The sequence below is a fragment of the Halalkalicoccus sp. CGA53 genome, from assembly GCF_036429475.1.
Classification (GTDB): Archaea; Halobacteriota; Halobacteria; order Halobacteriales; family Halalkalicoccaceae; genus Natronorarus; species Natronorarus salvus.
Map to the genome: position 1 here is coordinate 2,172,378 of NZ_CP144125.1, position 13,976 is coordinate 2,186,353.

Consider the following 13,976-nt stretch of genomic DNA (forward strand, 5'->3'; position numbering starts at 1 on the left):
ATGTGCGCGGGTCTCCGCCGGTACGTCGAGGTCGCCCACCCGAAGAACGTCGGGCTGATCAGCACCGCCCACGGCGTCAACGAGTTCTTCTCGATCGCCCTCCCCCCGATCATCCCGCTGCTCGTCGCCGACCTCGGCATCAGCTACGCGCAGGCGGGGCTGTTGCTCACCGTCTTCTTCGCGATGTACTCGGTCTTCCAACTCCCGGCGGGCGTGGCCGCCGACCGGTACGGGAAACGTCGGATCCTCGTGGCCGGCCTCGCCGGGATGTCGCTCTCACTGCTGCTCGCCGCCGGTGCGGAGAGCTACGCGACGCTCGTGCTCGCCCAGAGCCTCGCCGGGATCAGCGGAAGCACCTTCCACCCGACGGGGATGTCACTGATCAGCGACCTCGAATCGGGGGGGACGGAGGGGAGGGCGATGGGCGTCTTCGGCTTCGGCGGGATGGTCGGCATCGCGATGTCGCCGGTCGCCATCGGCGGCGTCGCCGCCATCGCCGGCTGGCGGGCCGCGCTCGTCGTCGCCGCCGCCCTCGGCGCCGCGGTCACCGTCGTCTTCGCGCTCTCGTTCCGGGACCCGGAGGACGGCACCGGAAGCGAGCGAGCGACGACCCCGGAGACCGACGGCGGACGGTCCACTTCGAGCGTATCCGGACGCCTCGGAACGCTCCTCCGACGGGTGCGCAGGACGATCAACGTCCCGCTGACCAGAGGGCTGGTCGTGCTCTTTCTGATCACGTTCTGTATCTCGGTTCAGACCCGTGCGATCCAGACGTTTACCACCAGTTACGTGGCGGACGGCGTCGGTGGCTCGCTCGCGCTCGGCAACGTCGGCTTCTTCGCGATGCTCGTCGCGGGCAGCCTCTCCTCGCTCTACGCCGGCGGCCTCGCCGACCGGGTGGACAGGCGCCGTCTCGGCGGGGCCGTCTCGATCGGGACCGCACTCCTCGTCGGCGGAACCTTCCTCGTCGTGAACGCCCTCGGGACGGTCGGCGAGACGGTCGTCCTCGGGGTCGTGACGGTCTGGTTTTTCGTCATCGGCTTCGTGATGTACGCCTGCGTGCCAGTGAAGAACGCGCTCGTCTCGAGCCACGCGGAGGAGCGTTTCAGCGGCGGGCTGTTCGGCGTGATCCAGACCGCGAGCGCGGTCGGCAGCGCGACCGGCCCCGCGACCTTCGGCGCGCTCGCGACGGAGTTCGGCCTGCTCGTCGCCTACCCCGCGATCGCGCTCGTCGCGCTCGTGCTCGCGGCGGCCTTCCTCTCGCTGCCGTGATGGTGCGGTGCCAGAATCGGTCGCGAGTGACACGACATAAGCCCGCGGAGACGATAGGACGGGTATGAGCGTCAGGGACGTCACGGACCTCTACCGGGAGTTCGGCGAGGAGCGACTGCCGCCGGGACAGCGAGTCACCGAGAAGTTCCCCGTCCTCTCGAAGGGCTCGGTCCCGAAGTGGGACCCCGAGATCTGGGAGTTCACCGTCCGGGGGGCGGTCGAGGACGACCTGACGTACTCGTGGGAGGAGTTCGGCGACCTCCCACACGAGACCCAGCGCCAGGACTTCCACTGCGTGACGGGATGGAGCAGGTTCGACTGCGAGTTCACCGGCGTTCCCTTCCCCGAGATCGCGGATCGTGCGGGCGTCCACGACGACGCCGTCCACGTCATGTTCGACGCGCTCGACGGCTACACGACGAACTTGCCTCTGGAGGACTGCCTTCGCGAGGAGGTCCTGTTCGCCTCCGAGTTCGACGGCGAACCCCTCCCGAGGGAACACGGCGGGCCGCTTCGAGTCGTCACGCCCCATCGCTACGCCTACAAGGGGGCGAAGTGGGTGACGGACGTGACGTTCCTCACCGAACCCGAGAGGGGGTTCTGGGAGCGACGGGGCTACTCGAACACGGCCGACCCGTGGGCCGAGGAGCGCTACAGTTAGACGCGAAAGCGGCGTCGGGCAGGTCTCGGAGGCGAGCACGCCGTCGAACCGAACCGGTGAGCGGTTTCACCCATCCCTCCGAACGTGTGCCGGACTCCGACGGGAGGGGAGACGGCGTCGCAACGAAACCCTTCTGGTGTGCTCGGGGAGTGGTGAGAGCATGAACGTCGATGGAACACCGGACCGGCGATGGTGGAAGGAGGCGGTCGTCTACCAGATCTACCCGCGGAGCTTCAACGACAGCGACGGCGACGGCGTCGGGGATCTGCGCGGGATCACGGAGAAGGTCGACTACCTCGACGCGCTCGGTGTCGACGTCGTCTGGCTCTGTCCGGTGTACGAGTCCCCGAACGCTGACAACGGCTACGACATCAGCGACTACCGATCGATCGCGGCGGCGTTCGGGACGATGGCCGACTGGGAGGAGCTCCTCTCGGCGCTTCACGCGCGCGGGATGCGACTGCTCATGGACCTCGTAGTCAACCACACCTCCGACGAGCACGAGTGGTTCCGGCGGTCGAGGCGGCGCGAGGACGGCTATGGCGAGTACTACTACTGGCGCGACGGTGACGTGAACGGGGACGGCGAGCGGGTCCCGCCGAACGACTGGGGGTCGTTCATGGGAGGGTCGGCCTGGACCTACGACGACACCCGCGGCCAGTGGTACCTCCACCTCTTCGACGAGAAACAGCCCGACCTGAACTGGCGTAACCCCGACGTTCGCGACGAGATCGCGTCGCTCGTCGACTGGTGGCTCGAGCGGGGGATCGACGGCTTCCGTATCGACGCGATCAACTACATCTCGAAGCCGGACGGGCTGCCAGACGGGACCGCCGACCGGGAGCCGAGGGGGATCGAGGTGTTCAGTCACGGCCCCCGCATCCACGAGTACCTCCGCGAACTGTACGAGCGTACCTTCTCGAACTACGACGTGATGACCGTCGCCGAGATGGCCGACACCACCGTGGAGATGGCCGACCGCTACCTCGGTGAGGACGGCGACGGCCTGGACATGATCTTCCACTTCGAGCACATGGACGTCGACGTCGGCCCCCGGGGTCGGTTCGACCCCGAGGGGTGGGGCGAGTGGAGCCTCCCGGAGTTCAAGGCGATCATGAGCCGCTGGCAGAGCGACCTCGGCGAGAACGCATGGAACGCCCAGTACCTCGGAAACCACGACCAGCCACGGATCGTCTCGCGGTTCGGCGACGACGGGACCTACCGGGTCGAGAGCGCGAAACTGCTGGCGACGTTCCTGCTGACAGCCCGCGGCACCCCGTTCGTCTACCAGGGCGAGGAGATCGGGATGACGAACGACGACTTCCGGCGGCTGGCCGCCCTCGACGACCCGATGACGGTCGGGGCCGTCGAAGAGGCCCTGGACGCCGGACGGGCCGACAGCTACGACGAGTTGCGCGAGTTCGTGAACCACGTGAGCCGCGACCACGCGCGGACGCCGATGCAGTGGTCGGACGCGCAGAACGCGGGCTTCACGGCCGGCGAGCCGTGGTTCCCGCTCAACGCGAACTACCCCGAGATCAACGTCGAGGCCGCCCGCGCCGACGAGCGATCCGTCTGGCACCACTACCGACGGCTCGTCGACCTCCGCCACGAGGAGGACGTGCTGGTCTACGGGGAGTACGACCTCCTGCTCCCCGACGACGAACGGCTCTACGCGTACACCAGGACGTTCGGCGACGAGCGTGTGCTCGTCGTTCTCGACTGGTCGGACGAGCCCGCGACGTTCGATTCCGGGGTCGTGGACGCCGGCGCTCGGGCGGTGCTCTGCAGCAACTACGACGACTCGCCGCCGGACCCGTCGGGACGAGAGTTCCGACCGTACGAGGCGGTCGTCTATCGGATCTGAACGGATCGGTCCGGGGTCTGTGGCTACCGGCGACGTGATGGGGGCGGCGATGGAGAGGGCCCGTCGAGGCCCGGACCGAACCCCAATGGATCGTTCACCGGTCGCCCTCCGGTCCTGTAATGGATACGCTCTTGCGTGCGGGGTCCCGAACGTGGGGTAATGGAACCTGCCCGGGGTGACGAACGGCTACAGGCCGCCCGAGATCGCTCGCAGGTGGTCAGTCGCGCCCGGGAGCTCTCGGACGTCTCCTTCCGGGCCTTCCTCGACGCTCACGAGCCGCCGAAGGTCCACTGGGCCGACCTCGACGGGATCGAGTGCATCGGCGTCGGCGCGGCGACGACGCTCACCGCCGACGGCGAGGGGCGCTTCGAGGCGATCCGGGAGCGAGCCGATGCGCTCTTCGAGGCGATCGATCACGAGGGGCCGGCCGAGACGCGACCGCGGCTCTTCGGCGGCTTCGCCTTCGACGCGGATCACGACCGGACGGATCCCTGGGCAGACTTCCCCGGCGCACGGTTCGTCCTCCCCGAGGTACAGCTCACCCGCGGCCCGAACGCTGCCTGGCTCTCGGTGAACCGAGCGGACCACGATACGACCCCCGCGGCGGTCGAACGGGCACTGGACGCGGCCGCGGAACGGACGTCGACGCTCCCGATGATGCGGGCGAGTACCGGCTCTCCCGGCGTTCGGTCGACGCGGATCCGGCCCGAGCGGGCGGAGTGGACCGACGAGGTCGCCCACGCGGTGAGCCGGATCGACGCCGGCGAACTCAGGAAGGTGGTGCTCGCGACGGCGATGGACGTGGAGCTGGAGAGCGCCCTCGACGTCCCCGCGACGCTCGAACGCCTCCGGCGAACCTACCCGAACTGCTTTCGGTTCCTCATCCAGCCCACCGAGGGGGCGAGCTTCTTCGGTCCGCCGCCGGAGCGCCTCGTCCGGCTGGAGGGCGGTCGCGTCGCGACCGAGGCGCTCGCGGGCTCGGTTGCCCGAAGCGAGGACCCCGACCGAGACGACGAACTCGGCCGGTCGCTACTCGAGAGTCGAAAACTCCAGCACGAACAGCGCCTCGTCGTGGACGCGATCTGTGAGCAACTCCGCCCGTTCGGCGCGGTGCGGGAGGGCGAACAGGGGATCCGAAAGCTCACCAACATCCAACACCTGGGGACGCCGATCTCGGTCGATCTCGATCGGGTGACACACGTGCTGGAGATCGTCGAGGCGCTCCACCCCACGCCCGCGGTCGGTGGGTTGCCCCCCGAGACGGCGATGGAGGCGATCCGCGAGACCGAGGCGTTCGATCGGGGGTGGTACGCCGCGCCGGTCGGCTGGTTCGACGCCGCCGGCGAGGGCGAGTTCGCCGTCGCGATTCGATCGGCAGTCGCAAACGGGACCCGGGCGACGCTGTATGCAGGTAATGGGATCGTCGCCGACAGCGACCCCGCAGAGGAGTGGGCGGAGATCCAGCACAAGTACCGGCCGATCCTCGACGAGCTCGAATGATCCCGAACCGGAACGTCCTCTGGGGGCGTGCGATCGCGGACGAGGTCGCGAAGGCGGGGATCGACGCGGTCTGCATCTCGCCGGGAAGTCGGTCGACGCCGCTCACCGTCGCGTTCGCGGAGCACGAGGGGGTCGACGTGTTCTCGCACCTGGACGAACGCTCGGCCGCGTTCTTCGCGCTCGGTCGGGCGAAGGCGACGGGACGACCCACGCCGCTCGTCTGCACCTCCGGCACCGCGGCGGCGAACTTCCACCCGGCGGTGATCGAGGCGTCTCAGGCGCGAGTGCCGATGGTGCTGCTCACCGCCGACCGCCCGCCCGAACTGCGCGACTCGGGGGCGAACCAGACGATCGACCAGGAGAAGCTCTACGGCGACGCGGTGCGGTGGTACCGCGATCTCCCCGAACCCGAGGCAGACGACCGGAAGCTTCGGTCGCTGCGGACCGATATCGCGAGGGCGATCTGGACCGCGGAGGGCATGCCGTCGGGACCGGTCCACCTGAACGTCCCGTTCGGAAAGCCGCTGGAACCGACCGAGGTTCCCGACGACGTCCCGGAGCGCTTCTCAGAGCGGTTTCCGCTCGCCGCCGACGGACGGGACGGCCCGTTCGTCACCCCACACGGGGGGACCTCGACGCTCGGAGCGAACGAACGACGGACGCTCGAACGGGCGATCGGTGGGGCCGAACGAGGGCTGATCGTCGCCGGTCCCTCGGACACCCTCGACCCGGAGGCGGTCTCGGCGCTCGCCACAGCGACCGGCTTCCCGGTGCTCGCCGACCCGCTCTCCGGGGTCCGGTACGGTCCCCACGTCGCCCACGACGACGTGCTCGTCTGTGGGGCCTACGACTCGTATCTCGACGACCGAGTGGTCCGAACGTGGCCCGATCCCGACCTCGTCCTCAGGGTCGGCGCGCCGCCGACCTCGAAGACGCTCCAGCTCTTCCTTCGCGACTCAGACGCCCGGCAGGTCGTCGTCGACCCGGCGGGGGAGTGGCGCGAGGCACGCTTCGGTTCGGGGGAGATCGCGGTGGTCGATCCGAATCGGCTCTGTCGCGTGCTCGCGGAGGGGATCGACGGGACCCCTGTAGATCCCGACTGGCGCGAACGGTTTTCCGGGGCCGAGATCGGGTACTGGAAACTGCTCGAGAGTGAGGAAAACCGTCTCTTCGAGGGAGCGATCCTCGCACGGGCGTTCGACCGGACGCCGGAGCCCTGTACCGTGTTCGTCTCGAACTCGATGCCGATCCGTGACGCGGATCGGTTCGCCCGACCCCGTACTGCGGACCTCTCCGTTCTCGGCAATCGCGGGGCGAGCGGCATCGACGGGATCGCGAGCAGCGCGCTCGGTGCGGGAAGCGCGAGCAAGCGGCTCGTGCTCGTCACGGGCGACGTCGCGTTCTACCACGACGCGAACGGGCTGCTCGCGCTCTCGCGCTGTGGGGTCGACGCGACGGTCGTCCTCGTGAACAACGACGGCGGCGGCATCTTCCACATGCTCCCGATCGAGTCGTTCGACCCGCCGTTCACGAGTCAGTTCAAGACGCCGCACGGCCTCGACTTCGAGCCGCTCGGAGCGCTCTACGGCTTCGAGTTCGAGCGGGTCGAGTCGGTGGAGGCGTTCGAGGAGCGGTACACGGACTCCCTCGCGAGTTCCGGAACGCAGGTGATCGAGGTGAGCGTAGAGAGCGAGGCGAGCCACCGCACGCGCGAAGCGATCCAGGAACGGGTCGTCAACGTGCTCTGACCGACGGGACGAGGGAACGAGACGAGGTGACGGCCCTCGTTGACGTCGATGAGCGAGTGACCCGACCGAAACGAAGCTTTAACACCCCGATCCCGGACCGTACAGTATGGTCTCTGAGCTATTCGATCCCGACCGGTGGACCGAGGTGGAGGGCTTCGAGTTCACCGACCTCACCTACCACCGCGCCCGCGAGGTGGGTGCCGTCCGGATCGCGTTCGACCGACCGGAGGTCAGAAACGCGTTTACCCCGCACACCGTCGACGAACTCTACACCGCACTGGACCACGCCCGCCAGCAGACCGACGTGGGCTGTGTGCTGCTGACCGGCAACGGTCCCTCCCCGAAGGACGGTGGCTGGGCGTTCTGTTCGGGTGGGGACCAGACGGTGCGGGGCGACTCCGGCTACGAGTACACGGAGGGAGATGGTGGGTTGGACGAGGGCGACGCGGGGAATGCGGTCGGGAAGACCGGTCGACTGCACGTCCTCGAAGTCCAGCGGCTGATCCGGTTCTCCCCGAAGCCGGTGGTCGCAGTCGTGCCCGGCTGGGCGGTCGGCGGCGGCCACAGCCTGCACGTCGTCTGTGACATGACGCTCGCGAGTGCCGACCACGCGAAGTTCCTCCAGACCGACCCGGACGTCGCGAGTTTCGACGCCGGCTACGGCTCCGCGTATCTCGCCCGGCAGATCGGCCAGAAGAGAGCTCGAGAGGTGTTCTTCCTCGGGAAGACCTACTCAGCACAGGAAGCCGAGGAGATGGGGATGGTGAACGAGGTCGTCGCCCACGAGGAGCTAGAGGAGGTGGCGCTCTCGTGGGCGGCGGCGATCGAGGGGAAGTCGCCGATGGCGATCCGGATGCTGAAGTTCGCGTTCAACGCCGCCGACGACGGGATGGTCGGCCAGCAGGTGTTCGCCGGCGAGGCGACGAGGCTGGGCTACATGACTGACGAGGCGAGGGAGGGGCGCGAGGCGTTCGTCGAGAAGCGCGAGCCGGAGTTCTCGGAGTACCCCTGGTACTTCTGAGAGGAGGCGAACTCGGAGGGATCGTCGGAGAGACTCACCGTTCCTCGACTGCGGATCGAACGACACCGGTGACCTGTACGCCCGAGAGGGACGATCGGCTACGACGATTTCTCTCAGTCACCGGAGAGCGTCCAGCCGACGAACGGCTCCTCGAGTTCGACGTCGAAGGCGGCGAGTACCTGTCCGAGCATCGCGTACGCCCCCGCGAGCGCGGCGATACCGACGATTGTATCGTTACCGTGGCGCTCTGCGAGGCGATCGTGGAGCGCGTCGTCGACCTCCTCACGAACGACCGCGATGGCGTACTCGATCAGCTCCCGGTCGTCGGTGTCGAACGTCTCGAGTCGGCCCTCGGAGATCGCGAGGATCTCCTCGTCGGTGACGCCGACGCCGCGGGCGATTCGGACGTGCTGGTGCCACTCGTAGTCGAACTCCGCCTCGCGCGAGACCGCGAGGATCACGAGTTCGCGCCCGCGCTCGTCGAGGCCGGTGTCGGTCCAGAGCGAGGCGAAAAAGCCCCTGAGTCCCGCGAGTACCTCCGGGTTGTTGCCGATCGACTGGTAGACGTGGAGCCGTCTGCCCTGTAACGAGGAGACGATCAGGTCGCGGTACTCCGGCGGGAGATCCTCGTCGGTGACGTACGGAACGCGTGCCATACGGGGGGTTCTCGGAGCGGGTGGTTAACCGTTCCCGTCAACCACAGCCCCTATGACCGGGCCGACCCTCCCTCCGGCAATGAGCGCCGGGTCGGTCGAGGTCTCGCGAGGGAAGGCGTGGTTGATGGCCGCCCGGCCGCAGACGCTCCCCGCGGCCGCCGCCCCGGTGATCGTCGGGACCGCCCTGGCGGTCGCGGACGGCCTGTTCGCCCCCCTGCCGGCGCTCGCCGCGCTGGTCGGTGCGGCGTTGATCCAGGTCGGGACGAACTTCGCGAACGACTACTACGACGCGGTGAAAGGCGCCGACACGGACGCCCGCGAGGGCTTCACCAGGGTCACCCAGTCGGGACTGATCCCGCCCGAAGCGGTGAAGCGCGCGATGGCCCTCACGTTCGCCGCGGCGATCCTCGTCGGCACCTACCTGGTCTCCGTCGGCGGCGTCCCGATCCTCGTCATCGGCCTGGCGAGCGTCGCCGCGGGCGTCGCCTACACCGGCGGTCCCTACCCGTTCGGCTATCACGGGCTGGGCGACCTCTTCGTCTTCGTCTTCTTCGGGCTGGTCGCCGTCACCGGCACCTACTACGTCCAGGCCGCGGCGCTGCTCGTCGAGCCGTTCCCGCTCTGGATCCCGCCAGGGACGGTCACGGTGGAGGCGGTGGTCGCGAGCCTCCCGATCGCGGCCATCTCGACGTGTATCCTCGTGGTGAACAACGTCAGGGACAGGGAAACCGACGCCAGGGCGGGCAAGCGGACGCTCGCGGTGATCTTCGGCTACCGGTTCGCCCGCGCGGAGTTCGTCTCGCTACTCGCGCTCGCCTATCTCGTCCCGACCTGGTTCGTTCTCACTGGCTGGGGCGTGGCCGTCCTCCTCCCGCTGCTCTCGCTCCCGCTCGCCGCATCGCTCTCCCGAACGCTCCTCACGGAGACGGGGGGCGACGCGCTCAATCCTGCGCTCGAACGCACGGGGAAGCTGCTCGCGCTCTATGCCGTCCTCCTCTCGATCGGGCTGGTGGTCGCGTGATCCGGCTGGCCGAGGTCCGGGGGTTCTCGCTCCGGCTCGCGACGCCGCTCGAGACCGCCGCCGATCGGATCGACGAGCGCCGCGGGTTCCTCCTCCGCGTGACCGACGGCGAGGACGACGGGATCGGCGAGGCGACACCGCTCCCCGGCTGGACCGAGTCCGAAGACGCGTGCCGTACAGCACTGGACCGAGTCAGAGAAGTGAGCGACGGAGAACTCGCCGGGATCGAGACCCCCGCCGCGAAACACGGCCTCTCGCTCGCGCTCGCCGACCTGCGTGCCCGTCGCGAGGGCGTCTCGCTCGCGCGGTGGCTCGGGGCCGATCCGGGGACGGAGATCGTTCCCGTCAACGCGACGATCGGTGACAGTTCGTCGGAGGAAGCCGCCGAACGCGCGATCGACGCGGTAGCGGACGGCTTCGGGACGCTGAAGCTCAAAGTCGGTGCCCGTCCCGTGCCCGAGGACGTGAGCCGGGTTCGCGGGGTCCGGGAGGCCGTCGGTTACGGTATCGACCTCCGGCTGGACGCGAACGGCGGGTGGGGGCGTGACGAGGCACGGGAAGCGCTCGACGCGCTCTCGACGTTCGATCCCGAGTACCTCGAACAGCCGCTCGCGGCGACCGATCTCGACGGGATCGGAGCGCTCGAGACCGACGTTCCGATCGCGCTCGACGAGTCGCTCGTCGCCCCTGACCTCGAACGCTGTCTCGAGGTCGCGGACGTACTCGTCTGTAAACCGATGGTCCTCGGCGGGCCGGATCGCGTACTGACAGTCGCGAACCGGGCGAGAGCGCGCGGGACCCGTGCCGTCCTCACGACGACGATAGACGGCGTGGTCGCCCGCCTGGGCGCGCTCGCGCTCGCGGCGTCGATCGCGCCGGGAACCGCCCACGGGATCGCGACCGGTGGGCTCCTGGCGGAGGACTCGGGAGACGACCCGTCTTCGGTAGAGCGGGGTTCGATGCGGGTTCCCGACGGCCCCGGCCTCGGGGTCGAGTGGGGTGAGCTCCGTGTCTGAACGTCTCGTACCCGACCTCCTCGCCGAGCAGGCGAGGACGAATCCGGACTCGATCGCGCTGATCGACGCCGACTCCGGCGAGCGGTGGCGCTACGACGAACTGAGCGAGTCGGTGGGGGTCGTCGCGGGCCGTCTTCGAGGACGGGGGATCGAAGCCGGGGACAGGGTCGGCCTGCTGCTCGACTCCCGGGTTCCGGTCGTCCACCTCGTGCACGCCTGCTTTCGGGTCGGCGCGACGGTCGTCCCGCTGAACACGAGACTCGATACGGGAACCCTCTCCGAGCAGGTGGGACACGTCGAGCTCGCGTCGCTCGTCTGTGAGTCGGAAACGGCGGACCGGGCCAGACCGCTCGCCGACGATCGGGATCTCCCGGTCGTCTCGGTCGACGAGACACCCGCTGTGGAGACCCTCTCCGAGGGTGACTCGCTCCGCGGGGAGCCAGCGAAGAGTCGGTTCGACGACCCCGCCTCTGTGCTGTTCACCTCGGGAACCACGGCGACACCGAAGGCCGTCGTGCTGACCCCGAAGAACCTGCTCTCGAGCGCCGTCGCCTCGGCGTTCCGTCTCGGCGTCCTCCCCGACGACCGGTGGTTCTCTCCGCTTTCGACCTACCACATGGGCGGGCTCGCACCGATCGTCCGCTGTGCGCTCTCCGGGACGACACTCGTCGTGAGCGAGGGGTTCGACGCGGACCGGACCGGACGGCAGATCGAGGAGTGCGAGGCGACCGGGATCTCGCTCGTCCCGACGATGCTCGGGCGGTTGCTCGACGCCGGGTTCGGGTACGGGGGACTTCGCTTCGTCCTGCTCGGGGGGGCGCCGACACCACCGGAGCTGATCGCCCGGTGCGAGCGCGAGGGGATCCCCGTCTGTCCCTCGTGGGGGATGACCGAGACGGCCTCCCAGATCGCGACCGCCCTGCCGGACGAGGCGTTCTCACAGCCCGAGAGCGTGGGTCGACCGCTTCTCGGTACCGCGGTCCGTGCGGTCGCCGACGGCGAGGTGCAGCCGCCGGGCGAGGTCGGCGAACTCGTCGTGCGCGGGCCGACGGTCACGCCCGGCTACCACGCCACACCAGAACTGACCGAGGAGGCGTTCGGTGCCCACGGCTTCCGCACCGGCGACGTCGGGAGCGTGGGTGAGGACGCACGGATCCGTGTGCTCGGCCGTGTCGACGACGCGATCACGACCGGAGGGGAGACGGTCCACCCGAGCCGGATCGCCGCGGCACTCGGAGAACACCCGGACGTTCGGGACGCGGCGGTCGTCGGCCTCCCCGATCCCGAGTGGGGCGAGCGGGTCGCCGCACTGGTCGAAGCCGACGCAGGACGGGAGCCGGACGAGGCGGAGCTACGCGAGTTCTGCGCGGAGCGCCTCGCCGGGTACGAGGTGCCGAAGACTATCCGGGTCGGGGACGGCCTCCCGAGAACTGCGTCGGGAACGGTCGACCGGGTGGCGCTCCGCCGGCTCCTCGGGAGCGGCTCACCCGGGTGATCGGATCAGGTCGTCGACGGAGGTCCCGTCGTCGAGAACGGAGTCGAGCCAGATCCGCGCGTCGTTGATCCGGAGCTTCGTTCGAGGAGGGAGGTCGTGGAGGTCGGGTCGATCGGGGAGGAGCCGCCGGTCGAGGTCGTTCTCGCGGTAGATCCGGTCACGGTCCGGCCAGGGGGTGGCGAACGGCTCGATGCCCGGGATAATCCGCCTGAAGAACTTCTCGAGCTGGTTGAGCTGGTACGATCGGTGCGGTCGGTCCGGCGGGCGGTGCTCGAAGATCTCCGGATCGACCAGTTCGAGCGCGGCCTGGTAGATCTCGTCGTTTCGGAACTCCGGCGACGCAGTGAGGTGCCAGTCGACGAGTTCGGCGTCGGCCGCGACGAGACTCTCGACGTGGTCGGCCGCGAGGTCGATGCGGAACGGGAGCGCCGGCTTCAGGCGGACGCCCATCAGCGCCATCGCGTTGTGGACCGACTCCGACCGATCGGCACAGCGACCGAACTCGGCGTCGATCGACTTCTCGAGGAACCCCTCGGGCGTCTCCGGACCGTCGGCCCGGACGAGGAGGCGCTCTCCCCCGCCGTAGAAGTCGAGCTTCGACGCGAAGCGCTCGGCGACGTCCGGGCGAGCGTCGAGCCTGTCGAGCGGGAACCGCTTGTGGAACACCGGGATCCGCTCCCTGGGGAGGTAGTGGTCGCGGACGAGCGAGTCGAGGAACAGACCGTGGTAGACCGTCGGCGCAGTGATCTCCGCGGCTGACCCGCGGTGGTGGATGTGGATCGACTCGCGGATCCCGTTCGTCCGGCGGACGACCTCCGGCGTCGCCTCCAGGTACGCCCTCGTGACCGTGAGCGTCCGGTGTCGTTTCCCGTACTGCTCGCAGAGCCGTCGGGCGATGGCGACCTCCGGGTCGTCGGGCGCGCCGAGCGTGTAACAGACGTCGAGGTCGGAGAGGGTCGCGAGGAGGAGGCGGGAGTCGTAGCCCGCGCTCATCAGCATCCCGCCGGGTCGCGGGTAGCCCGACCGCCGACCGATCGCCCGTTCGAGCCGGCGAGCGAGCTCGCCCGTGTGGTCGAGGACCTTCGGTTCGTAGACGAACCGGGAGAGTGTTTCCGTCTCCCGCTCGAACAGCGCGCTGTCGAACGGGAGGCGCTCGACGCCACGGATCAGTGTCCGGTCCCCGAGGACGACACCGAAGTGAACGAACTCGCGGAGCCCCCGCCGATCGACGGTCGGTGCTCGCCGAGCGCGTGCGACCGCCGTCGCGTCCGTCCCGAAGACACGGCCCCGCGGGCTCTCGGTCACGAAACACTCCCACGAGCGGATCGGGTCCGTGACGACGACCGCCTCGCCTTCCGCCTCGATCACGGCGACGTACGAGCCGTTGACCTCGGAGAACGCGTCGGTACCCGCGACACCGTAGCGGTCGAACAGCCACGCCGCGACCGACTCACCGGCGTCGCCGGGCGAGAACGCCTCGCCCCAGACGACGCAGAACCCCCCGTCCGACCGGTGGACGGCGGTTCGTCCCGGGATCCCGATCGCGGGATCGCTGACGCCGACCGCCACGCGCTCGCCGTGGAGGAATCGGTCGAACTCCTCGGGGGAGCGAACCCGTTCGAACCGTTCGCACGGACCGTACAGGCCGAACAGCTCCATCGACGGCTGGGCGGAGGACACGACGTCCACTCACTACACCGCCGGGCGATATGTCGGTTT

11 protein-coding genes are annotated in these 13,976 nt (G+C 69.2%); 9 read left to right on the plus strand and 2 right to left on the minus strand.

Annotation, left to right across the window (positions count from 1 at the left end; translation table 11 throughout):
• The 6 genes from V2L32_RS12960 (at window position 1) to V2L32_RS12985 (ending at window position 8,069) form a co-directional block, all read left to right on the plus strand.
• On the plus strand, window positions 1-1,272 hold the full coding sequence (locus V2L32_RS12960) for an MFS transporter (protein WP_331232850.1): 1,272 nt from the start codon (window positions 1-3) through the stop codon (window positions 1,270-1,272).
• Window positions 1,273-1,336: 64 nt separating this feature from the next.
• Complete coding sequence (locus tag V2L32_RS12965; RefSeq protein WP_331232851.1) at window positions 1,337-1,933, plus strand: sulfite oxidase-like oxidoreductase; 597 nt, start codon at window positions 1,337-1,339, stop codon at window positions 1,931-1,933.
• 160 nt (window positions 1,934-2,093) lie between these two features.
• Complete coding sequence (locus V2L32_RS12970; RefSeq protein ID WP_331232852.1) at window positions 2,094-3,800, plus strand: glycoside hydrolase family 13 protein; 1,707 nt, start codon at window positions 2,094-2,096, stop codon at window positions 3,798-3,800.
• Window positions 3,801-3,959: 159 nt separating this feature from the next.
• Window positions 3,960-5,300: an isochorismate synthase gene (locus tag V2L32_RS12975; RefSeq protein ID WP_331232853.1), complete on the plus strand. Its 1,341-nt coding sequence runs from the start codon at window positions 3,960-3,962 to the stop codon at window positions 5,298-5,300.
• Window positions 5,297-7,048, plus strand: a complete 1,752-nt coding sequence (gene menD / locus V2L32_RS12980) for a 2-succinyl-5-enolpyruvyl-6-hydroxy-3-cyclohexene-1-carboxylic-acid synthase (RefSeq protein ID WP_331232854.1) — start codon at window positions 5,297-5,299, stop codon at window positions 7,046-7,048. Before V2L32_RS12975 ends, menD begins: the two co-directional genes overlap by 4 nt.
• A gap of 106 nt (window positions 7,049-7,154) precedes the next feature.
• Window positions 7,155-8,069: a 1,4-dihydroxy-2-naphthoyl-CoA synthase gene (locus V2L32_RS12985; protein ID WP_331232855.1), complete on the plus strand. Its 915-nt coding sequence runs from the start codon at window positions 7,155-7,157 to the stop codon at window positions 8,067-8,069.
• Between the two features lie 113 nt (window positions 8,070-8,182).
• Here the strand turns inward: V2L32_RS12985 and V2L32_RS12990 are convergent, their stop codons facing one another.
• Window positions 8,183-8,725: a carboxymuconolactone decarboxylase family protein gene (locus tag V2L32_RS12990; RefSeq protein WP_331232856.1), complete on the minus strand. Its 543-nt coding sequence runs from the start codon at window positions 8,723-8,725 to the stop codon at window positions 8,183-8,185.
• Between the two features lie 79 nt (window positions 8,726-8,804).
• Here V2L32_RS12990 and V2L32_RS12995 point away from each other — a divergent pair, with 79 nt between their 5' ends.
• Genes V2L32_RS12995 through V2L32_RS13005 form a run of 3 tightly spaced genes read left to right on the plus strand, consistent with a single transcriptional unit; the run spans window position 8,805 to window position 12,257 of the window.
• Window positions 8,805-9,746, plus strand: coding sequence for a 1,4-dihydroxy-2-naphthoate polyprenyltransferase (locus V2L32_RS12995; protein ID WP_331232857.1), 942 nt, complete (start codon window positions 8,805-8,807; stop codon window positions 9,744-9,746).
• Window positions 9,743-10,762, plus strand: a complete 1,020-nt coding sequence (locus V2L32_RS13000; protein WP_331232858.1) for a mandelate racemase/muconate lactonizing enzyme family protein — start codon at window positions 9,743-9,745, stop codon at window positions 10,760-10,762. The genes V2L32_RS12995 and V2L32_RS13000 overlap by 4 nt, the downstream gene beginning before the upstream one ends.
• Window positions 10,755-12,257 carry a class I adenylate-forming enzyme family protein gene (locus V2L32_RS13005; RefSeq protein ID WP_331232859.1) on the plus strand — a complete coding sequence of 501 codons (1,503 nt, stop codon included), beginning with the start codon at window positions 10,755-10,757 and terminating at the stop codon, window positions 12,255-12,257. The genes V2L32_RS13000 and V2L32_RS13005 overlap by 8 nt, the downstream gene beginning before the upstream one ends.
• Here the strand turns inward: V2L32_RS13005 and V2L32_RS13010 are convergent.
• A complete protein-coding gene (locus tag V2L32_RS13010; RefSeq protein WP_331232860.1) occupies window positions 12,246-13,937 on the minus strand; it encodes an asparagine synthase-related protein in 1,692 nt (563 codons plus the stop codon). The genes V2L32_RS13005 and V2L32_RS13010 overlap by 12 nt on opposite strands.
• Window positions 13,938-13,976 lie beyond the last annotated feature (39 nt).

Excerpts from the sequence above, each read along its gene's own strand:
- V2L32_RS12960 (WP_331232850.1), top strand. The coding sequence starts at position 1 with ATGTGCGCGGGTCTCCGCCGGTACGTCGAGGTCGCCCACCCGAAGAAC.
- V2L32_RS12965 (WP_331232851.1), top strand. The coding sequence starts at position 1,337 with ATGAGCGTCAGGGACGTCACGGACCTCTACCGGGAGTTCGGCGAGGAG.
- V2L32_RS12970 (WP_331232852.1), top strand. The coding sequence starts at position 2,094 with ATGAACGTCGATGGAACACCGGACCGGCGATGGTGGAAGGAGGCGGTC.
- V2L32_RS12975 (WP_331232853.1), top strand. The coding sequence starts at position 3,960 with ATGGAACCTGCCCGGGGTGACGAACGGCTACAGGCCGCCCGAGATCGC.
- menD (WP_331232854.1), top strand. The coding sequence starts at position 5,297 with ATGATCCCGAACCGGAACGTCCTCTGGGGGCGTGCGATCGCGGACGAG.
- V2L32_RS12985 (WP_331232855.1), top strand. The coding sequence starts at position 7,155 with ATGGTCTCTGAGCTATTCGATCCCGACCGGTGGACCGAGGTGGAGGGC.
- V2L32_RS12990 (WP_331232856.1), bottom strand. The coding sequence starts at position 8,725 with ATGGCACGCGTTCCGTACGTCACCGACGAGGATCTCCCGCCGGAGTAC.
- V2L32_RS12995 (WP_331232857.1), top strand. The coding sequence starts at position 8,805 with ATGAGCGCCGGGTCGGTCGAGGTCTCGCGAGGGAAGGCGTGGTTGATG.